14 protein-coding genes and 1 pseudogene are annotated in these 21,513 nt (G+C 45.4%); 12 read left to right on the top strand and 3 right to left on the bottom strand.

What is annotated here, in order from left to right:
• The first annotated feature begins 137 nt into the window (after positions 1-137).
• From QUA77_RS18030 to QUA77_RS18005, 6 genes are all read left to right on the top strand, one after another.
• Entirely contained in the window at positions 138-266 is a 129-nt protein-coding gene (locus QUA77_RS18030; RefSeq protein WP_333037241.1) for a hypothetical protein, read from the top strand.
• 400 nt (positions 267-666) lie between these two features.
• Complete coding sequence (locus QUA77_RS18025; RefSeq protein ID WP_333037240.1) at positions 667-3,021, top strand: Rne/Rng family ribonuclease; 2,355 nt, start codon at positions 667-669, stop codon at positions 3,019-3,021.
• A 1-nt stretch (position 3,022) separates the two neighbouring features.
• The gene (locus QUA77_RS18020; protein ID WP_333037239.1) at positions 3,023-3,706 is read left to right on the top strand and encodes a ribonuclease HII; all 684 of its coding nucleotides are present in this window, start codon (positions 3,023-3,025) and stop codon (positions 3,704-3,706) included.
• Between the two features lie 256 nt (positions 3,707-3,962).
• Positions 3,963-9,440 carry an AAA family ATPase gene (locus QUA77_RS18015; RefSeq protein ID WP_333037238.1) on the top strand — a complete coding sequence of 1,826 codons (5,478 nt, stop codon included), beginning with the start codon at positions 3,963-3,965 and terminating at the stop codon, positions 9,438-9,440.
• 363 nt (positions 9,441-9,803) lie between these two features.
• Positions 9,804-10,199 carry a response regulator gene (locus QUA77_RS18010; protein WP_333037237.1) on the top strand — a complete coding sequence of 132 codons (396 nt, stop codon included), beginning with the start codon at positions 9,804-9,806 and terminating at the stop codon, positions 10,197-10,199.
• A complete protein-coding gene (locus QUA77_RS18005) occupies positions 10,196-11,965 on the top strand; it encodes an adenylate/guanylate cyclase domain-containing protein (protein ID WP_333037236.1) in 1,770 nt (589 codons plus the stop codon). The genes QUA77_RS18010 and QUA77_RS18005 overlap by 4 nt, the downstream gene beginning before the upstream one ends.
• A gap of 258 nt (positions 11,966-12,223) precedes the next feature.
• Here the strand turns inward: QUA77_RS18005 and QUA77_RS18000 are convergent, their stop codons facing one another.
• A complete protein-coding gene (locus QUA77_RS18000) occupies positions 12,224-15,217 on the bottom strand; it encodes a PAS domain S-box protein (RefSeq protein WP_333451564.1) in 2,994 nt (997 codons plus the stop codon).
• Between the two features lie 683 nt (positions 15,218-15,900).
• Between QUA77_RS18000 and QUA77_RS17995 the strand changes: the two genes are divergently transcribed.
• Positions 15,901-16,071, top strand: a complete 171-nt coding sequence (locus QUA77_RS17995; protein WP_333037234.1) for a hypothetical protein — start codon at positions 15,901-15,903, stop codon at positions 16,069-16,071.
• Between the two features lie 10 nt (positions 16,072-16,081).
• The gene (gene trpD, locus QUA77_RS17990; RefSeq protein ID WP_333451562.1) at positions 16,082-17,200 is read left to right on the top strand and encodes an anthranilate phosphoribosyltransferase; all 1,119 of its coding nucleotides are present in this window, start codon (positions 16,082-16,084) and stop codon (positions 17,198-17,200) included.
• Between the two features lie 207 nt (positions 17,201-17,407).
• On the opposite strand, the gene QUA77_RS17985 is transcribed toward trpD, so the two are convergent.
• Entirely contained in the window at positions 17,408-18,052 is a 645-nt protein-coding gene (locus QUA77_RS17985) for a retropepsin-like aspartic protease (protein ID WP_333073274.1), read from the bottom strand.
• Positions 18,053-18,355: 303 nt separating this feature from the next.
• On the opposite strand from QUA77_RS17985, the gene carA reads away from it, so the two are divergent.
• Together carA and QUA77_RS17975 are read left to right on the top strand one after the other, a co-directional pair.
• The gene (gene carA / locus QUA77_RS17980; RefSeq protein WP_333058866.1) at positions 18,356-19,513 is read left to right on the top strand and encodes a glutamine-hydrolyzing carbamoyl-phosphate synthase small subunit; all 1,158 of its coding nucleotides are present in this window, start codon (positions 18,356-18,358) and stop codon (positions 19,511-19,513) included.
• A 152-nt stretch (positions 19,514-19,665) separates the two neighbouring features.
• Entirely contained in the window at positions 19,666-20,022 is a 357-nt protein-coding gene (locus QUA77_RS17975) for an STAS domain-containing protein (RefSeq protein WP_015176627.1), read from the top strand.
• Here QUA77_RS17975 and QUA77_RS17970 read toward each other — a convergent pair.
• Positions 20,009-20,269, bottom strand: a complete 261-nt coding sequence (locus tag QUA77_RS17970) for a hypothetical protein (protein WP_333290859.1) — start codon at positions 20,267-20,269, stop codon at positions 20,009-20,011. The two genes, QUA77_RS17975 and QUA77_RS17970, sit on opposite strands and share 14 nt — an antisense overlap.
• A gap of 136 nt (positions 20,270-20,405) precedes the next feature.
• On the opposite strand from QUA77_RS17970, the gene QUA77_RS17965 reads away from it, so the two are divergent.
• Both QUA77_RS17965 and QUA77_RS17960 read left to right on the top strand, forming a co-directional pair.
• Positions 20,406-20,852, top strand: coding sequence for a Mini-ribonuclease 3 (locus QUA77_RS17965; protein ID WP_190662113.1), 447 nt, complete (start codon positions 20,406-20,408; stop codon positions 20,850-20,852).
• 263 nt (positions 20,853-21,115) lie between these two features.
• Positions 21,116-21,513: pseudogene (locus tag QUA77_RS17960) on the top strand (23S rRNA (guanosine(2251)-2'-O)-methyltransferase RlmB); the annotation flags it as partial.

Here is a 21,513-nt window from a genome sequence, read left to right as displayed (position 1 = left end):
AAAATTTTAGATTTTAGACTAAATTTCAATCTCCCAGATTCATCTGTGGAGTAAATCTAAAATCTAAAATCTAAAATCTAAAATCTAAAATCGACAGACGAGGTTTTAGGGTTGGCAGGGGCGGAGGTTGCAGTCGAATGCCAAGCTGGGGTATGTTGAGTGCGATCGCACAAGAATTCAACAAAAGTCTAGGTGCTTTCACTCCTACCTACTTTCGCTCAAAACCAGCCCTCTACCACCACGCAAGCGGAGTTATCAGTTCGTAGTGTTAAGTTGTGTGTTAAGAAATTGGTACGGTGTCAATGAATTTATTCGCTGAGTTCAAATGAAGAGTTGTAAGTGTTGAATTTTGAGTATTGATTTCGCAATTCTCAACTCAAATCTCAATATTGCTAACTCGATAAAAGCCTCCTTATTTCAATCTCTCAGATTTATCTGCTGAGCATAACTCATAACTCTGTAAGGGCGGGTTTAACTACTTTATCTGTAACAGTTAACAGTGAACAGTCAACAGTCAACAGTTAACAGTGAACAGTTAAATTTCCTTCCTCCCTGCACCAACTCACAGCTCATAACTCTTCAAGCTACTACTAATTACAGTCAAAGTCAGAAACACTTTTGTGCGTAAGTGTCTCTAACTTGCTGCCAGTTTTTTGAGGAAATTGAATGACCAAGCAGATAGTTATAGCAGAGCAGCATCGTATTGCTGCCGTCTTTTCAGAAGATCAAATCCAAGAACTTGTGGTAGCCACAGGCAGCCATCAAGTCAGTGACATTTACTTGGGAATTGTTGAAAATGTACTCCCTGGGATAGATGCGGCGTTCGTCAATATTGGCGATCCAGAGCGTAACGGGTTTATGCACGTCACAGACCTCGGCCCGCTGCGCCTTAAACGCTCGGCAGGAGCAATTACAGAACTCCTGACCCCCCAGCAGAAAGTGGTGGTACAGGTAATGAAAGAACCGACGGGCAGCAAAGGCCCTCGGCTAACAGGCAACATTACCCTGCCGGGCCGCTATTTGGTACTGATGCCCTACGGCAGGGGAGTCAATCTCTCGCGGCGGATCAAGTCGGAAGCCGAGCGCAACCGCCTCAGAGCCCTGGCTATTTTGGTGAAACCGGCCGGGATGGGGCTGCTGGTACGCACCGAGGCTGAAGGGATGACCGAAGAAGCGATCATGGAAGATTTGGAAGTCCTCCAAAAACAATGGGAAGCCGTTCAACTCGAAGGCGGTACTTCGCGGGCGCCGGCACTGCTCAACCGGGATGACGATTTTATCCAGCGGGTGCTGCGAGATATGTTCAGCGGTGACGTGAATCGGATTGTGGTGGACTCGCAAAATGGAATTAAGCGGGTGAAGCAGCAGTTGATGAGCTGGAACGGCGGTAAACTTCCTGCGGGAGTTTTGATCGACCACCACCGAGAGCGCGCCTCGATTTTAGAATTTTTCCGCGTTAACGCTGCGATTCGAGAAGCCCTCAGACCAAGGGTTGATTTGCCTTCGGGTGGTTATGTGATTATCGAGCCGACTGAGGCGCTGACGGTGATAGATGTCAACTCTGGCTCGTTTACTCGATCGGCGACGGCTCGCGAAACTGTACTCTGGACAAATTGCGAAGCAGCAACGGAAATTGCTAGACAACTGCGGTTACGCAATATTGCTGGGGTGATTATTGTTGACTTTATTGACATGGAATCCCGCCGCGATCAGTTGCAGGTGCTGGAACATTTCAATAAAGCTCTCAAAGCTGACAAAGCTCGGCCGCAAATCGCTCAACTGTCGGAATTGGGGCTGGTAGAACTGACCCGCAAGCGCCAAGGTCAAAATATTTACGAGTTGTTCGGCCACAGTTGTCCTACTTGCAGCGGGTTGGGTCATCTGGTGCACTTGCCCGGGGAAGAAGACTTCGCCGCAGCCGTGCGGGAATCGGGCGATCGCACCGTTGCTACGTCGAACCGCGTTTTGTTGAATTTGCCCGAAGGATTGGAACGCCGCAGCTTGACGCCTGTGGCGGCTGCAACTCCTGCACCGGTGCGGGAAGAACGCCCCCCGGAACCTGCTCGGGCTGCTTGGGAACCTCAGAGCGAAAGTTTGGATTTTGAGACGGGCAGCAATGCCTCGCCTTTGGACTTGCTCAACCATCCCAGCTATCAGGATTTGGGGAACGGAACTAGACGCCGCCGCCGCCGCCGGATTGGCGAAGAGCCTTTTGCTCTGCCGGCGGAGGAGGAACCGGTACGCAGCAAGTTGCGGCTGCCGAATACTCCGAGCGCGCCCGTCGCGGATACGCGCTCTGAGTATCTAGCACCCCCCGGCATCCGCGCGGCTTCGGAGGGCTTCGGGCTGGTGAATATGGCGACTGTTGGCAGGCGCGAGGATTTCGATCGCGTGCGTCCGGCTAAGTCTGAGTTGATGAAGCCGATGGTGGAGCCTCCAGAGGTGATTTCGGTGGAAATGACGGCGGAGGAGCAGGATGTTTATGCGCTGATGGGGGTTTCTCCTTTGGTGCTTACTGATCGCAGCGTGAAAAATCCTAAGAATGCGATCGTTTCGGTGACTCTCCCCGGAGCGGCCCCGAACAAGCCGCCTTTTGAGCAGCTCGAATTTGAATTTGAACCGACCGCGCCTGCACAGAATGCTGAGGAACGGGATTATTATCCAGAAAGGTCGGTAGTTGAGCCTGTTTTTTCTGAGGATGATGAAGCCCAAATTTACGGCGAGAGTTCGATCGACGCAACTGATGATTTTGATCGGATGGAGGAACCCAGCGATGTGATGGGCGAATCCTATGAGCCGATCGAATCCTATGAGCCGATCAAATCCTATGAGCCGATCGAATCCTATGAGCCAATCGAACTCAATGAGCCGATCAAACTCAATGAGTCGATCAAACTCAATGAGCCGATCGAATCCCAGGAGCCGATCGAACCCAGCCAACCCAGCGAACCCAGCGAACCCGAGGAGCCTGCTATCAACCGTCGCCGCCGCCGCCGCTCGTCAGCCGTTGTGGATGAGTGATATGAAGTCAGAGGGAAGAAGGAAGAAGTCAGAGGGAAGAGGGAAGAAGGAAGAAGTAGAAATTTTTACTCTCTTCCCATCTTTCCATCTTCCCCTTTCCCCCTCTCCCTCGAACGCTCTAGTAATTGCGGGTGTGGATGAAGTCGGACGAGGCGCTTTGTTCGGGCCGGTGGTGGCTGCTGCCTGCATTTTGCCCGACGAAGTTCTCGATGAATTAGCAAGTTGCGGGGTGCGCGACAGCAAGCAGTTGAGTGCCGCAGCCCGGAGTCGGTTAGCCGTAAAAATCCGGGCTGTGGCGGTTGACTGTCAAGTTGGTGCGTCTTCGGTGCGGGAGATTGATCGCCTCAATATTTTGCAGGCTTCTTTGTTGGCGATGAAACGGGCGATTTTGAAGTTGAAGGTGACGCCGGATTTGTGTTTGGTTGATGGGAATCAAAGAATCCCCAATTTGGCGATCGAGCAAGAGACGATGATTAAGGGTGATGCGCGATCGATTCAGATTGCTGCTGCTAGTATTGTGGCGAAAGTTTGGCGCGATGAATTAATAGTACGTTTGGCTGTTAAGTATCCTGAATATGACTTGACAAATAACAAGGGATATGGAACAGCCAAACATAAATTGGCTTTGGAACGCTGCGGGCGATCGGCTTTTCACCGAGTGTCATTTAGTCCTTGTCAAAGATAGCTAGTTCTAGTCAATAATACAAGTCCGGTTAAACTGAGATGTTGCACCATTCTCGCTTAACAGGCTTTTCGCCCTGTTCCACAAAGAGTGAATTTTGTTGTGGGGTGGGCTTCTAGCCCGCCCATAAAAGGCTTAGTGAGAATGGTGCAACATCTCAGGTTAAGTAGAAATAATTCCACTCAAAAAAAGCGACTGTTCAAAAAGGTGCAGATTACCATATTTTACATAAAAATTAACATTCTAAAAATTACCCAAAATGTTAAAAATTGAAGGATACGAGATTCTCGATCGAATTTACGAAAGCCCAAATTCGACGGTTTATCGAGCCATTCGCGAACAGGACAATCAACCTGTTATCTTCAAAATGCTCGCTCAAGATTATCCCGATCCTGCTGAACTTACCCGCTACAAGCAGGAATACGAAATTACTTGCAATCTCAACAATATCGAAGGATTTGTCAAAGTTTATAGCCTACAAGAGTATCAAAGAACTCTAGTCATTATCTTTGAAGATTTTGGCGGCACTTCTTTAAAAATTTTGAATGATAACCCTACAGAAACGCAAAATATTTCATCTTTACAGCACTTCCTCCGCATCGCTATTCAAACAGCAGAGATTTTGGCTCGAATTCATGCTGCCCAAATTATCCACAAAGACATTAACCCCGCCAATATCCTGCTCAACCCAGAAACCGGGCAAGTTAAAATTATCGATTTTGGCATTGCTACTGTCTTCACCCGCGAAAATCCTACCCTAAAAAACCCCAATGTTTTAGAAGGTACATTAGCCTATATTTCTCCAGAACAAACTGGAAGGATGAACCGTTCTCTTGATTATCGAACCGACTTTTACTCTTTGGGCGTTACATTCTACGAACTCCTCACCGGACAACTTCCATTTGCCGCTGACGATGCTTTGGAGTTGTTACATTGCCACATCGCCAAACAACCAGTACCGCCGCATCAGGTTAATCCAGAAATTCCCCCAATTATTTCTGATATCACACTCAAACTGATGGCCAAAACAGCAGAAGAACGATATCAAAGTGCCTGCGGAATTAAATCAGATTTAGAAGAATGCTTGAACCAGTTACAGACAAATGGCAAAATTGAATCATTCGCCCTCTGTCGTCAAGATATTTGCGACAAGTTCCAAATTCCCCAAAAACTTTACGGACGCGAGGCAGAAGTTGCAGATTTACTAGCAGCCTTCTCTCGGATTAGCAAAACAGAAAACAACCAGCAATCCCGTAAAGAATTAATGCTGGTTGCTGGTTATTCTGGAATCGGCAAGTCAGCACTGGTATCCGAAGTTTATAAACCAATAACTAAGGCGAGAGGCTATTTTATAGCTGGAAAATTCGACCAATTTCAGCGCAATATTCCTTACTCTGCTATTGTCAGCGCTTTTAAGGGATTAGTGCGACAACTGTTAACCGAAAGCGAAGAACAGCTTAATCAATGGCGAGAAAAATTATTAAATGCTTTTGGTGTTAACGGTCAAATTATTATTGATGTAATTCCCGAAGTTGAATTGATTGTAGGCAAACAGCCGGCCTTGTCTGCATTAGGTGCAAATGAATCGCAAAATCGCTTTAATCTTATCTTCGGCAATTTCATTCGGGTATTTTGTTCAGAAAAGCATCCTTTAGTCATTTTTCTGGATGATTTGCAATGGGCAGATTCTGCCACCCTCAAATTAATCCAACTGATGATGGTGGATGCAGATACCCAATATCTATTTTTGATTGGAGCTTATCGAGACAACGAAGTCAATTCTACTCATCCCTTGATGGTGACTTTGGAAGATATCCGCTCTGAGGGAGCCACTGTTAACCAGATTACCTTAGTACCTTTAGCCCAACCACATATCAATGAATTGATTGCAGATACGTTGCAGTGTGAGCGTTATGCTGTCAGAGATTTAGCAGGATTAATTCTAAAAAAAACCAGCGGCAATCCTTTCTTTATTACGGAATTATTGAAAAACTTATATACTGAAAATTTGCTAAATTTCGATTTTAAGGAGCGCACTTGGCAGTGGAATATTGTTCAGATTGAGGCGAGAGCCATTACTGACAATGTGGTAGAATTAATGGTAGGCAAACTCAATAAATTGCCGTCCAATACTCAACAGGTATTGCGTTTTGCAGCTTGTATAGGTGCAGAGTTTGACTTAAACACTCTATCAATTATTTGCGATCGCTCCCCCGCTGAAATTTTCTATGCGCTGAAAAAAGCCATTCATTCTGAGTTAATTTTTACTATCTCAGAATTAGATAGTCAACTTTTAATTCAACACTATAAGTTTGGACACGATCGCATCCAACAAGCAACTTATTCTTTGATTGACGACTCTGAAAAACAAGCCATTCATTTACAAATTGGTCGCCTGTTGCTAAAGAACAGTTCGCCCGAAACACGATCAAAAAAAATATTTGAAATTGTCGATCATCTGAATATCGGGGTAGGGTTAAGCAGGGCCGTACAGCCCCTACTAACCCATCAACAAGAGCGAAACGAAATTGCCAAACTTAATTTGATAGCGGGCCAGAAAGCCAAAGCAGCGACGGCTTACAGTGCTGCGGTTGAATATTTGAAGACAGGATTAAGCCTCTTAACCGAAGAAAGTTGGCAAACGCAGTATAAATTAACCCTAAATCTCTATCAAGAAATGGTAGAGGCTAAATATTTAAACACCAACTTTGAGGGTGCAGAAAAATTAGCTGAAGTTATCTTGGAACGAGCAATAAATCACCTAGACAGGGTAAAAGCTTACGAACTAAAAGTGCTAATTTATACCGCTAAGAATCAGCCACTTAAAGCAATAGAAACTGGTTTAGAAGCATTAAAATTACTAGAAATTTCTCTCTCTACAGGAGAAGATAGTAACGTAGATATGCCAGCACTTATGGACTTAGAAAGCTTCCCGGAAATGACTGACGCTGCTCAACTCGCAGCCATGCGAATTTTGATGTCTATTTGTCCGTCCGCTTTATTTGCGAAACCCGGAGTTTTAGTGTTAATTATTTTGACAATGGTTAACCTGACAATTCAAAAAGGTTATTCAGCTTTGGCTGCTTATGCTTATGCTGCGTATGCTGTTATCTGTTCGGGAAAAGGCAACATACAAACTGGATATCACGCCGGAGAATTGGCACTAAAGTTAGTAAATATATATCATGCTATAGAGCTAAAAGCCAAAATCTATAACTTATTTTGTTCTTTAGTGAAACACTGGAAAGCTCCCGCAAAAAGCAGTCTTTCTCTGCTACTAGAGGGAAATAAAAGCGGACTTGAAACAGGAGATAATGAGTACGCAGGTTATTGTATTAAAGCTTATTGTGTTACCCTGTTTTTGACTGGAGAAGGACTAGAATCTGTTGCATCAAAAATGCACCAATCCTGCGAACAATTATGGAAGCTCAAACAGGAATATACTCTTTACCAGACTAATATCTGGCGGCAAGTTATTTTAAATCTTTTGGAAACAACAGCCACCCCATCTCGCTTGCTGGGCGAAAGCTTTAACGAGGAGGAAATACTTCCCCGTTTGCTAGCCACGAAGAACCGCACGCTGCTTAGTCTTGTTTACGTAGCCAAACTAAATCTCGCTTATTTATTCAAAAACTATGCCGATGCCGTGAAGAATGCGATCGCAGCTGCAGAATACATAGATTCTCTCATGGGATTTATGTATGTTGCTATCCATAACTTCTACTATTCTCTTGCCCTGCTCGCTCAGTATTCTCCCGAGCTCATGGAAAATTTGGAGGGAGTCGAATCAAACCAAAAGCAAATGAAGCAATGGGCCGAGCTTGCCCCGTTCAATTTCCAGCATAAATACGACCTAGTACAAGCAGAAAAAGCGCGAGTATTAGGAGATAATTGGCAAGCAGCAAAACTTTACGAGCGATCGATTCAAGGAGCAAGAGACAACGGATATATTCAAGATGAAGCTTTAGCCTATGAGTTAGCAGCGGAATTTTATCTAGTAAGCGGTATGGAGGAGATTGCCCAAACCTATCTCAAAGGAGCACACTACGGCTATACTCGCTGGCAAGCTAAGGCAAAAGTTGAGGATTTAGAAGCAAGATATCCACAACTACAGGCAAAATCAGGGGCGATTTTTGGTAAAAATACAGGCCCTATCGTCCCCAATGCTCACACTACCACAGGAGCGAGTACAGCTTTAGATTTAGCGACAGTTATCAAAGCTTCCCAAGCCATTGCTGGTGAAATTGTGCTAGAGCAATTACTCCGAAAATTGATGACAATTATGATGGAGAATGCTGGCGCACAGGTGGGATACTTGTTGTTGGAATCTCAGGGTAAACTACTGATTGAAGCATCCGGTGCAGTTGATTCCGATACCATCAATTTGTTGCAGTCCATCCCATCTGAAAGCAGTCAGTTACTGTCCTTATCAGTGATTAATTATGTAAGCCGCACTCACAAAGATGTTGTTTTAAATGATTCTAGTCGGGAAGGCAGATTTACGAATGACACTTATATAAAAGCTCATAAAACTAAATCTCTTCTCTGCGTTCCTCTGCTCAAACAGAATCAGCTTATTTCAATAATTTACTTAGAAAATAACCTAGTAACAGGTGCATTTACTCCCGACAGAGTATCTCTGTTAAAAGTCTTGTGTTCGCAAGCTGCCATCTCAATCGAAAATGCCCAACTCTATGCCAACCTAGAAGCAAAAGTAGAAGAACGCACTCAAGAATTATCACAAGCTTTAAGCAATCTCGAAGCCACCCAAGAAGGATTGATTCAATCAGAAAAAATGGCAGCTTTAGGACAACTTGTGGCCGGAGTTGCTCACGAAGTTAACACTCCCCTGGGCGCGATTCGCTCGTCGGCAGGAAATGTTTCTAAGTTCTTAAATCAAACTTTAGAACAATTGCCCACACTTTTTCAATCTCTCTCCCCAGAAGAAGCACAGAATTTGTTGAGTTTACTGCAGCGTTCCCTGCAACAAGAAGCCAGCTTATCAACCAAAGAAGAACGCAAGTTGAAGAGAGCTTTGAGAAGCCAACTGGAAGAATTAGGAATTGAAAGTGCCGATACCATAGCCGATCGCCTAGTGATCATGGGCGTTTATAATGAAATTGATACATTTGTGTCTTTGTTGCAAAGATCCGATAGTTTACATCTCCTAGAAATCGCCTACAAACTTTCCGAATTAAAAAGAGGCATTGCTACTATCACCACAGCCACAGATAAAGCATCAAAAGTAGTTTTTGCCTTAAAAACTTATGCCCGCTACGAACAGTCTGGCGAAAAAACAGCAGCCAGTCTTAAAGAAGGTATTGAAACAATCTTAACCCTGTATCAAAATCTACTCAAACAGGGAGTTGAGGTCATCAAAAACTATGCCGATATCCCGCCGATACTGTGCTATCCCGACGAACTAAATCAAGTTTGGACTAATTTAATTCACAATGCTTTGCAAGCAATGGATTATCGAGGCACGTTAACAATTGAGTTAACGGCTCAAGATGACCAGGCTAAGATTAGCATTAGCGACAGCGGCAAAGGGATACCTGAAGAGATAAAAGGGAAAATATTTGACCCGTTTTTTACTACTAAGCCCGCAGGAGAAGGTAGCGGATTGGGACTAGATATTGTGAAGAAGATTGTTGACAAGCATCAGGGAAAAATAGAAGTGGAATCAATTCCGGGCAAAACTACATTTAATGTTTTCCTGCCAAGGATCACTTTATAAGCAACTCAAGGATCTCGCAAACGATATAAGGTAGTAAGTAGGTCGGATTTTGCTTGGTTCCGCCTAAGCTGCAATCTACCCCATTGGGAGTATTTCAAAAGTTAAAGCGTTTTGAGGCCCCTAACTCCGATTCAACAGGAAACGGATGTAAAACAGCAGTACGATGCGTTATGCTCAGCTAAGGTGCTACGCATATAAGTTTCTTGGTTTCGGCGACTGGGGAGGGGGAGAGGATTTGGCGAGCCGTTGGCTTGTGACATCTTAAGATAAGATGGAGTCTACTAATACACTTTACTACTTTTACTACTTTGGCTACTTGTGCTACTTTGGCTACTAATAACAATTAAAAAGGAGAAAAAATAGATGTCTAAACCAGTTATTTTGTGCGTTGACGATGAGAAAATAATATTAGACAGTCTCAGGACGCAGCTAGCAGCAGAATTTGGGAATGCGTACACCTACGAAGGAGCCGAAGATGCTGAGGAGGCGTTAGAGGTGATCAGCGAACTTTATGATGACAAAATTAGCCTTGTTCTGATTATTTGTGATTGGTTAATGCCCGGTATTAGGGGAGATGAGTTGCTGATTCGCATTCACCAAAACTACCCCAATGTTATTAAAATTATGCTGACTGGTCAAGCGGATGAAGTAGCCATTGACAGAGTACAAAAACAGGCTAACCTTCATGGTTGCTTATCTAAACCTTGGTTGGAGTCCGATTTGCTAGAAACTATTAAATCTGGTTTATCTAAACTATGAGCCAACAGGTAATTATCTGTGTTGATGATGAAAAAACTGTACTCAGGAGCCTCAAAGCAGAACTGCAAGAGGCTGTGGGCAATGATTATATAATCGAAATTTCTGAAGGTGGGCAAGAGGCATTAGAGCTAATTGAAGAATTGCTAGAGGAGGGAGATGAAATTCCTTTAATTATTTCCGACCATATTATGCCTGATATGAAGGGAGATGAGCTGTTAAAACAGGCTCATATAATTTCGCCTAAAACTATAAAAATTATGCTAACAGGACAAGCAGATATTGGGGCGATCGCCAATGCTATCAACTCTGCAAACTTATATCGTTATATTACCAAACCTTGGCAACCGGAAGACTTAAAATTGACCGTTAGAGAAGCGCTAAATAGTTATCTTCAAGATAAACAACTGGCACAACAAAATGCCCAACTCCAGCAAATAAATCAGGAGTTGGCCGAGTTAAACAGCCAGCAAACCGTACTCATTGCTAAACTACACGAAAATGAAAATCGGTTGACACAGTTTTTGGAAGCAATGCCGATTGGTGTGGGTGTGCTGAACGCGGACGGCCAACCTTACTACATCAATCGGAAAGCAAAAGAGATATTTGGTAAAGGAGTTGTGCCGGATACCAGTTCCCAGCAATTGTCAGAGGTTTATCAACTCTATCAAGCAGGGACGAATCAAAAGTATCCTACGGAGAATTTGCCCAGCGTGCGCGCGTTGAATGGGGAAAGTGCTACGGCTGACGATGCAGAAGTTCATCAAGGTGACAAGATTATTCCCCTAGAAATCTTCGCTACTCCCATCTACGATCAACAAGGAAATATTGTTTATGCTATCAACACTCTTCAAGATATCACGGAACGCAAAGAAGCTGAGGCAGAACGCAAAAAGTTTATTGAGGATCTCTTTGAGGTCAATTGCAATTTGGAACTTTCACTGGATGCAGAATTAGAAATTGCGGAGGCGACAAGTCGCTTTGTACCCAAGGAGTTGTTAGCTTTTTTGGGATGTGACAGTATTGTTGATATTAAATTGGGAGAAGCGGTGGAGTTGGAAATGTCAGTTTTGTTTTCTGACATCCGCGATTTCACTACTCTTTCGGAACAGATGACACCTGAAGAAAATTTTAAATTTATCAATTCTTATCTGAGTCGAATGGAACCGCTGATTGTGGAAAATAAAGGGTTTATTGATAAATATATTGGTGATGCAATTATGGCTTTGTTTAGCGAGGGGGCGGATGATGCTTTGAAAGCGGGAATTGCAATGCTGCATACTCTTGCGGAATACAATCGAGATCGCGCTTGTGTGGGCGATGTGCCAGTTGAGATTGGGGTGGGAATCAATACTGGTTCTTTGATTCTGGGTATAGTAGGCGGAAAAAGCCGCATGGACGGTACTGTGATTAGCGATGCGGTTAATTTGGCTTCTCGGATTGAAAGTTTGACGAAAAATTATGGGGTGTCGCTGTTAATTACTCAGCAGACTTTCGATCGCTTGAGGAATCCGGGTGATTATGCAATTCGGGTAATTGATAAAGTTCAGGTTAAGGGTAAGTCTGAATGGGTGACTGTTTATGAAGTTTTTGATGCTGATTTGCCGGAAGTTAAAGCGGGGAAGTTAGCGACTCTGCAACTATTTACTCAGGCTTTGTCTTTGTACAATATGAAGAATTTTAGGGAAGCTGGGGGACTTTTTGCGGATTGTTTGGGGCAAAATCCGGGAGATAATGTGGCTCGAATTTATTGGGAAAGGTGTAATTAAGGAAGAAGGAAGTTCGGCAATGGATTCGCTTTCTTCGGATGTAACGGATGTAACGGATGGAAGCCGAAAGAAGGAAGAAATAAGAAAAGCCAGGGTTTTAGCAATACAGAACTTATGCAAAATTTCTATATGTATAATTCTATAGAATTCAATGCACACTGCATCTTACCCACTTTAGTGCGAGCGAGTTTTATGAGGACTTTAGTCCTCACTAGAAACCGCGACTCGTTATCCCGATGCGATCGCCCCGATCGCACTTTAGGATTGTTCGATCGGTTGTTCGATCGGCAATTCTATGATAAACTCTGCTCCGTGCCCGAGTGCAGACACGCAGCTCAGTTTGCCACCGTGTTCTTGGACAACTTTGTAGGAAATTGACAGACCTAAACCGGTGCCTTTGTCGGCGGGTTTGGTGGTAAAAAAAGCCTCGAATAACTGCTGGGAAACTTCTTCTGGCATACCGGGGCCGTTGTCAGAAATCCTAATTACAGCATTGGAGTTTTGGACTTCTGTCCTAATTTTAATCTTGCTGCGGTTAGCTTTGACTTCGGCAACTGAACGCCCTTCGTTGTATTCCTCGATCGCGTCGATCGCATTTCCGATCAAATTCATAAATACCTGATTGATTTTCCCAGCATAACACTCAACCAAAGGCAAATTTCCATAGTCCTTAATTACCGCAATTTCGGGATAGTTACCTCTGGCTTTCAGGCGACTTTGCAGGATCAGCAGCGTTCCTTCAATCCCTTCGTGCAGGTTAACTTTGCTCATTTGAGAATCATCTTTGCGGGAGAAATTTCTGAGCGATCGCACGATTTCCCGAATGCGATCGGCCCCAACCTGCATCGAAGACATCGCTTTCGGCAAATCTTCTAGCAGAAACTCTAATTCGATATCCTTAATTTTATTTTGAATTGCTGCCGGCGGCTGCGGGCAGTGCTGCTGGTACATATCGAGCAAATTCAGCAAATCTTCCGTGTAGTGGCCGACGTGAACGAGATTGCCACAGACGCTGCTAACAGGATTGTTAATTTCGTGAGCGACCCCAGCTACCATTTGACCGAGAGTAGACATTTTCTCAGTGTGAATCAATTGAGCTTGAGTTTGCTGCAATTCGTGCAAAGTATTTTCGAGTTGAAGTTTTTGTTGGGTTAACTCTGTTTGCGATCGCCGCAAAGCTTCTTCACTGCGTTTCTGCTCGGAAATATCAGTAATTAACCCTTCCAAAGCTATCAATTCTCCAGAGTCGGAAAACACTCCCAAACCTTGCTCCCAAACCCATTTTAATTCGCCATTTTTAGCAGTAATTCGGTAATTTAGCTGATAGGGTCGATTTTCTTGCAAAGCAACTTGCACGGCATTCCACAAATTATCGCGATCGTCCGGGTGAGTCAATTCCGATATAGAAATTTCCCTAGTGCCGATAAATTCTTCAGGAGAATAGCCGGCTAACTGATAGCAACCTTCGCTGACAAACTCCATACTGCGATCGGCATCGTTGCGAAAACGGTAGGCCATTCCCGGCAAATTGCTCATCAGCGTCGCCAAGGCCCGCTGACTTTCCCGTAGGGCTTCTTCGGCGTGTTTGCGATCGGTAATATCCGTCATCACCGCCAGCATACAGAGTTCGCCGTCCAAATTAATCAATTCCGCTGACAGCAAACACACCACCACCGATCCCGACTTCATCCGAAACTCGCACTCCTGATTGCGAACAACACCTTGTTCGTGCAAACTTCGCCTAAAATTAAGTCGGTCTTCAGGTCTTACCCAAATATTTAACCCCGGTACTGTATTCCAGAGCGTTTCTTCTAAATCGTAACCAGTCATCGACAGAAAACTATCATTAACTTCAATAAAACGACCCTCAGCAAAAGTAGTAATAATCATCGGATCTGGACTCGACCGAAAAGCCTTAGAAAACTTTTCTTCCGATAACCTCAACTTTTTAATAGCCTCTTCCAACTGACTTGTCCGCTCTTTAACCCGGCATTCCAATACCTCATTAGCCTGCTTCAGGGCTTCCTCAGCCTGCACCCGATAAGTGATATCGCGCACCACGCCTTGCAGCCCTATTTTGCCGCCGATATCCATAGAAGTTAGCAGCACTTCCGCTGGAAATTCAGAACCATCCAAACGGCAGTGCCTCCAGTCAAAACGGCAATTTCCCGATCGCATAGCCGTATTAATTCGCTCTTGATAAAGACTCATAGAATCTTGTCCGTCCGGTTGCAACGGCGAGCTGAACTCCGAAGGATGCTTGCCGCAAAACTCCGACTCAGTGCTGCATCCAAATAACTTTAAAGTAGCCGAATTGCAATCCAAAAAACCCTCTTCGTCTAGCAGCATTACCGCATCAGTCGTCGATTCGTACAAAGTGCGAAACTTTTTTTCCGACGCCTGCAAAGAAGCAATCAACTGCATCTTTTCCTCAGCCGCCCGCTTTTGCTCAGTAATATCCTGCATTACTTGAGAAAAGCCCTGCAACTTTCCCCTTTCATCGCGCAAAGGAGTAACAATAATATTCGCCCAAAATCGCGATCCGTCTTTGCGAAGCCGCCAGCCTTGATTTTCGTATCGACCTTCTGCCACCGCCTGGATTAATTTTTGTTGGGGCTTGCCAATTTCAATATCTTCTTTCGTGAAAAAACACTCCGAATTATTGCCGACTATTTCATGCGCTCTGTATCCAAAAATGCGTTCTGCACCAGAATTCCAGCTAGCTACATACCCATCAGTATCTAACATGAATATAGCGTAATCCTTAACGCCTTCAATTATTAAGCGCAGGCGTTCTTCGCTTTCTCGAAGTGCAGATTCTGCTTGCTTGCGCTGGGTGATATCTTCTACAAAACCTTCGTAGTAGAGCAATTTACCTGCTTCATCGCAGACAGCCCGCGCATTCTCAGCGATCCAAATTATTGTTCCGTCCCGCCGATAAATCTGCGACTCAAAATCCGATACGATGCCCTGTGCTTGCAAAGCAGAAACAAACTGATCGCGGCGATCGGGGTTGACGTAAAGCTGATCGCTGATATCAGTCAGAGAACCCATCAATTCTTCGGCGGAATTATATCCGTAGATGCGAGCCAAAGCTGGGTTAGCGCTGATGTAGCGACCGGATTGGGTTGTTTGAAAAATACCCGACACAGCATTTTCAAACATACTATAATATTTTGCTTCCATTTGGTGCAGTGCCTCCGCGACATTCAGGCATTCTATCGCTTTATTTCCTAGTTTTTGATTTCCCACTTGTGAATACCCTGCTCTTGTGTGTCAGTTTAATATTTTTGATCGACCGCCTGTTAAATTTGAGCCGTTATTTAGGCTGAAAGATGGTGTGTCGCAGCCGGAGACGAGTGTGTTTATTCATCTGTCCTACTGGACTGTTAGTTATTAGTGATTGTTGCGGAAAGTTTAGCTAATCCGGTATTTATTTGATGCTTGGCTGGCTGTCTCGATCGCATTGGCACATCGATCTGCCTGCGGTGCAGGTGTTCGAGCAAAACCCGCTCCTTGAAATCTCCCTGAATAGATTAGCAGTTGAATACCCTGAAATAAGTTAGTAGCAAGGATGTTGTTACAATAAAAGGCAGCGACTTCTACAACCGCAAGAGCCTATTTTTAGGATGTGGGTGAGAGTACGATCGACTCTTACCCGAAGCAACTAACCCGCCTGCAAGAGCTAAATGCTCGCTGTCCTTGCTGTCAGTCGATTTGAGATTTTAGATTAAAGTTGACTCCAGAGATGAATCTGGGGTTCTCCTAATGTCTAAAATTTTTTGCTCTCCACAACTCCTGTCGGAAACTTTTATCGGTCTTTGGGTGCCCTGAGTGACTGTTAAGTATTATTGCTGATAGATAATACAGCAGACTGCTGGCAGTTGTACGATCTGGGGTTTCTATGTAAAGTTGGCACAACAATAGGGTAATTGTTGTATCAAAAAATTCATATTCTGCTACTGCGGGTGGAAAAATTCTGTAGCGGTGCTGGCATTTGGGCAAAAATATGGGCCCGATCGCGCAAAATGTGGTCGGCAAGTCTGGTAAAATCCCGATCGATTCTCGGTTTGGCCGCAAAGCTCGATCGGGCTAAATTTGACTAAAAACTAATAAATGACAGATTCTCCTCTCCTAGCAACGCCAGAGTTATCCCCAGCTTCAACCCAGACGGCGGATTCTCCTGTGTGGCCAGCCCTCCTGCAACAACTATTAGACAGACAATCTCTCTCACGCGCCCAAGCAGCCGACTTGATGCAGGGATGGCTAGCAGAAGCTATTCCCCCCGTCCTCTCAGGAGCCATTTTAGCGGCCATCCAAGCCAAAGGCATCTCTGCCCAAGAATTGGTAGGAATGGCTCAGGTATTGGATTCTCAGTCGCTTGCAGGTGAGTCGGAGAGCGTTTTCAATCCCAAAAAATCCTCAATCTCCAATCTCAAATTAATTGATACTTGCGGCACAGGCGGCGACGGCGCTTCCACGTTTAACATTTCCACTGCTGTAGCTTTTGTGGCCGCCGCCGGCAACGTTCGAGTCGCGAAACACGGAAATCGCTCCGCATCGAGCAAAGTGGGTTCTGCTGACGTGTTGGAAGCACTGGGAGTCAACCTCAACGCCGATCCCGCGAAGGTAAGATCTGCGGTAGACTCTGTGGGCATCACCTTTTTATTTGCGCCTGGGTGGCATCCCGCACTTAAGGCTGTAGCGTCGCTCCGGCGCACTTTGAAGGTGCGGACTATTTTTAACCTATTAGGGCCCCTTGTCAATCCTATGCGCCCTACAGGGCAGGTAATCGGGGTGTTCGATCCTAGTCTGGTATCAACTATTGCTCAAGCTTTGGGCGAGTTGGGGACTGAGTTAGCTGTAGTCGTTCACGGCAGAGAAAAATTGGACGAGGCGGGGTTGGGTGATGTGACTGATTTGGCGGTTTTGTCAGATGGCAAAGTGGAACTCACTACTTTAGACCCCCAAAAGGTAGGATTGACACCAAGTGCGATCGGCTCGTTAAAAGGCGGAAATGTTGAGGAAAACGCCGAGATTTTGCGGAACGTTTTGCAAGGCAAAGGTACGCCCGCACAAATGGATGTTGTAGCTTTGAATTCGTCTTTGGCTTTTCAGGTGGGAGGTGCAATTCCTATGGGTTCCCACGCCGCAGGAGTTTCTATGGCTAAGGACATTTTATTGAGCGGTGAATCTTGGTTGAAGTTGCAGCAGTTGATTGAGTTTTTGAAATGAAGGAAGTTCGGCAACGGATTTTGTAACGGATGTAACGGATGGAAGAAGGATGAAGGAAGTTCGGCAACGGATTCTGTAACGGATGTCACGGATGTCACGGATGCCAGGAAGAAGGAAAAAGGTATTTTTTGTTTTAACTAACTAACAAGAAAAATTATTGAATTTTCAAGTTTTCTTTACTTCTTCCCTCGGACTTCTTCGTTTTTTTTAAGAGCGCGATCGAAATTCAATGACATCTTGCTTAATAGTCACATCTTTATTACCAAAAAAGTCGTGACCCAACAGTCCGATATCTAGGGATGGCGAGACTGCGACAACTACATTGTTAACTGCCAGACCACCTGCTTCCATAGAAGTCAAGCGACCGAGGGGAAAAGTAGCAACTCCGTTGGGAGTTTGTGCTTGCACTGTTCCCTGGAGAACAACGCCCAAGGCTTTAGCCATTGCTGGTGTAATTACTGTGCCACTAGCTCCAGAATCTACCATCATCTCGAACTTTTGTTTGCCGTTAAACGTGACTTCTATGACGGGGATATTAGCCTCTCGCCGTTTGATTTTTGCCTGAAACACTCCAGACTTTGCCGCCGCCGAAGTGCTGGGAGTCAATTCTTTGGGGAGAAAACCGCAGACTGATTGGCTGAGATTGACGGTTCGACCTGACGAGCTCCGCATGAAGCATCCCTCACTTTCTTGAGCCACTGCTCGCGAGGAGTTGGCAACAGTCCCTACTAAAATTGAACTGCTCAGAGAAATAACTGTTGTTACAACCAGTAACGGTTTGCACAGTTTTTGAGAGTTCAGTAGATGCTTGTATAAGTTTGAGAGTAAAGGCAAGGGAGATTTACTAGCCATAGTTTCGTTAAACGCTGTAGCTCGATCGTAACAGCGACAACTGCCTTTTGGTATAGATTTGGTATAGATAGAGAATTTCCGCCCGCCACCTAAGCTGCTGGCAGAGAAATTGCTGGCGCGGGGGGAGATGGAAAATTTGCACTTGTTGCAGCTTTTTGATTACCTGTTGCTTCTGCCTCCGGCATAAGTGCCTTGGTTTTGCGAACCCTTGCACAAATTCAAATAATATCTGTATATTGCCGACTAGCATCAAATCCCTGGCAGTGGTAAGAATGAAACCAAACGAAAGTAATTAAGGATGCCATGTCACTTTCAACTGCACAACCCGCTCTCCTAGTCCTGGCTGACGGTACTGCTTACCGCGGCTGGTCGTTTGGCGCTGACGCCACCGTCGTTGGCGAGGTAGTATTTAATACGGGAATGACGGGCTACCAAGAAGTATTGACCGATCCCAGCTATTGCGGTCAAATTGTAACTTTTACTTATCCAGAATTGGGCAATACCGGGGTAAATCTCGAAGACGAAGAATCCTCGCGCCCGCAAATTCGAGGTGCGATCGCCCGCAACGTCTGCAGCCGCCCCAGCAACTGGCGCTGCTCGCAATCTCTGCAAGACTACCTGAAACAGTACGATATCCCCGGCATTTACGGGATCGACACCCGCGCCCTCACTCGCAAAATTCGCACGGTGGGAGCCATCAACGGCGGCATTTCGACCACGATTCTCGACCAGGCAGAGCTTTTGGAGCTAGTACAAGACGCCCCCAGCATGGACGGGCTGAATCTGGTCCAGGAAGTCACCACTCGCGAGGTTTACGAGTGGTCTGAAGCCACGGACTCGGTTTGGGAGTTCAGTCCTACAGTCAAACCTGCTAATGGCAAAATGTGGACGGTGGTAGCGCTAGACTTTGGGATCAAGCGCAACATCCTGCGGCGTCTGGCGAGTTACGGGTGTCGGGTCATCGTTGTCCCCGCTGACACGTCGCCGGAGGAAATCCTCAAATACAACCCGGACGGCATTTTTCTGTCCAACGGCCCCGGAGATCCGGCGGCGGTCACGGAAGGGATCGCTACTGCGAAAGCTTTGTTAAAGTCGGACAAACCCGTATTCGGCATCTGCATGGGACACCAAATTTTGGGACTTTCCTTGGGTGCAGAAACTTTTAAACTTAAGTTCGGCCATCGGGGATTGAATCATCCAGCGGGTTTAACTGAGCAAGTAGAAATTACTAGCCAAAATCACGGTTTTGCGATCGACCCCGATTCCCTAGCCCCCGAAGTAGAAATTACTCATCTCAATTTGAACGATCGTACCGTAGCCGGATTGAAGCATAAAACTCTGCCACTGTTCTCAGTGCAGTACCACCCAGAAGCCAGTCCGGGCCCGCACGACGCCGATTATTTATTCGATCGATTCGTGCAGTCAATGCGAGACAATCAGAAAGTAGCCAGCAGTAAATAGTCCGCAGTCAGCAGTCAACCGTTAATGACTGCTGCCTCAAAAAAACTAAAAACCACTGACAAAAAAAACTGTAGACAAAAGACCAAAAAACTCCTATAATGAAGCCTCGACTTTAAGCCATATCTAGCTAGGAGGGTGTCATTCCTGAGTCATTGACCCTGACCGTTAGCCTCAGAGGCACTCGCGAAGTCAGGAATAACTGTCAGTTATTTCGCCTGACTGGCCTGCTGGACGCTTTTTCTGAGGCCACTTTTCGGAAGGTAATAAGCAAATGTATTGACGAGGGCCCAAAACACGTAATTTTGGACTTGTCTCAGATAGACTTTGTGGATAGTTCAGGCTTGGGCGCACTTGTGCAACTTGTCAAAAAAGCCCAAACCTTGGAGGGGACATTGCAAATTGTCTCAAATCCCCGCGTAACTCAGACTGTTAAACTGGTTCGCTTAGAGAAATTTTTGTCTTTGCAGCCTTCGGTTGATGAGGCGGTAAAAAACGTCAAGGATGCTTGACGCCAAAGTGAGTTAAATTAGCTATCCGGTTCTCAACGCTGGATAGCAAATTTTTATTTGTTTGCTGGTAAAACAATACCGATTTTTCCAGAAGCTGCGACACGCGCCAGCCGCTATTTCCCCGATGCTTAGAGTTTCGGTGGAGGGGCAGTAAAATATGTGTGGCAAACACGCGGAAAAATGGTATAAAAATTAGAGCATCCCGATTTGGTAAAAAGCCTTTTTTAGGAGTGCGATCGTCACGCAAAGCTTTGCCTATATATCTCGTTTCGCGATCTGACAGCGAACACTCCTGGGAAAGCTATAATTGCTGAAGTAACGAAAGACGCAAGAATTAAGTGACTAGAAAAACCAAGCTGTGCGGAAGTTTTATTTAAAAAAGTATGTCGCCGATCGCAGATGACGGACTCAAACTGAGTCTGACGGATATCAGTTTAAATCGAGTGCATCCTGCGAGGGCTACACCAGCAGAAATAGAAAGAATTTCGCCCGCAGCCTGGGCATATTTGGGAGATGCAGTGTACGAACTCTACGTTCGGAGTTCGTACTTAGTCCCACCCAAAAGATTGCAAGCTTATCACGAATTAGTGGTGGGGCAAGTACGAGCCGAAACTCAAGCGCGTCATTTGCGATCGCTCTCTCCTTACTTGAACAGTACAGAATTAGCAATTGTCAAGCGCGGCCGCAATGCTGCAGCGGGCCGTTCTAAACGAGCAGATCCAGAGATATACCAACAAGCCAGCAGCTTAGAAACCTTGGTCGGATATTTATATCTCACCGATCCCGAAAGATTGACCGAACTTCTGGCACTTTTAGATCTTGAGACTTAAAGGATTTAGCAGTTAAGAGTTGGGCATGGGGAGGGATTAATTAACCATCCTTGCACGGCTAACATAAAACCGCAAAAAGGTCGATCGGCAAAACAGGATTTATCAGTTATTAACTAGCAATTTGAACACAGCAAAATCCTTGCTCCCTCGCTAGACTATCTAAAATCTCAAAGCCCCAAGATTGCTCCCTCAATCAAGAATCTCACATCTACAATCTACAACCGATTAGCCTTCAGCCAAAACGTTTTGAGCACAAGAAACCAATGAGAAAATTTACCAAACCCAACTTTTCGCGATCGAATTCCGACAGCAAGCCATTTAAAAGCGAAGGCCGCCGTCAGGACTCACAACCATCCTCTCCCCGCTTTGAACGCAAGCCCCGTCCCGACACTCGCGGAGTAGATGCGCCTCAAAAGCGATCGACCTTCGCCCCGCAATCGCGAGAAATGCCCGTGAGAGCAATTTTCAAACGGAGAGTCGATTCCGACGGCCAACCGGACATTCGCAGAAATAATTATTTTAAAGACAGAGACAGCAGCCCGCAGGAATCCCGCGGGAATTATTACCAAGACAGAGACAGAGATAGCAGCCCGCAGCCGGCACGCAACAATTTCCGAGACAGAGACAGAGACAGCAGCCCGCAGCCGGCCCGCAACAATTT

The sequence above is a fragment of the Microcoleus sp. K5-D4 genome (genome assembly GCF_036704575.1).
Classification (GTDB): domain Bacteria; phylum Cyanobacteriota; class Cyanobacteriia; order Cyanobacteriales; family Microcoleaceae; genus Microcoleus.
Note: the sequence above shows the minus strand (reverse complement) of the source record. Positions and strands in the feature narration are given on the sequence as shown.

Coding starts and splice junctions, on each gene's coding strand:
- QUA77_RS18020 (WP_333037239.1), top strand. CDS start 3,023: ATGAAGTCAGAGGGAAGAAGGAAGAAGTCAGAGGGAAGAGGGAAGAAG.
- QUA77_RS18025 (WP_333037240.1), top strand. CDS start 667: ATGACCAAGCAGATAGTTATAGCAGAGCAGCATCGTATTGCTGCCGTC.
- carA (WP_333058866.1), top strand. CDS start 18,356: ATGTCACTTTCAACTGCACAACCCGCTCTCCTAGTCCTGGCTGACGGT.
- QUA77_RS18015 (WP_333037238.1), top strand. CDS start 3,963: ATGTTAAAAATTGAAGGATACGAGATTCTCGATCGAATTTACGAAAGC.
- QUA77_RS18030 (WP_333037241.1), top strand. CDS start 138: ATGCCAAGCTGGGGTATGTTGAGTGCGATCGCACAAGAATTCAACAAA.
- QUA77_RS18005 (WP_333037236.1), top strand. CDS start 10,196: ATGAGCCAACAGGTAATTATCTGTGTTGATGATGAAAAAACTGTACTC.
- QUA77_RS17985 (WP_333073274.1), bottom strand. CDS start 18,052: ATGGCTAGTAAATCTCCCTTGCCTTTACTCTCAAACTTATACAAGCAT.
- QUA77_RS17965 (WP_190662113.1), top strand. CDS start 20,406: ATGTCGCCGATCGCAGATGACGGACTCAAACTGAGTCTGACGGATATC.
- trpD (WP_333451562.1), top strand. CDS start 16,082: ATGACAGATTCTCCTCTCCTAGCAACGCCAGAGTTATCCCCAGCTTCA.
- QUA77_RS18010 (WP_333037237.1), top strand. CDS start 9,804: ATGTCTAAACCAGTTATTTTGTGCGTTGACGATGAGAAAATAATATTA.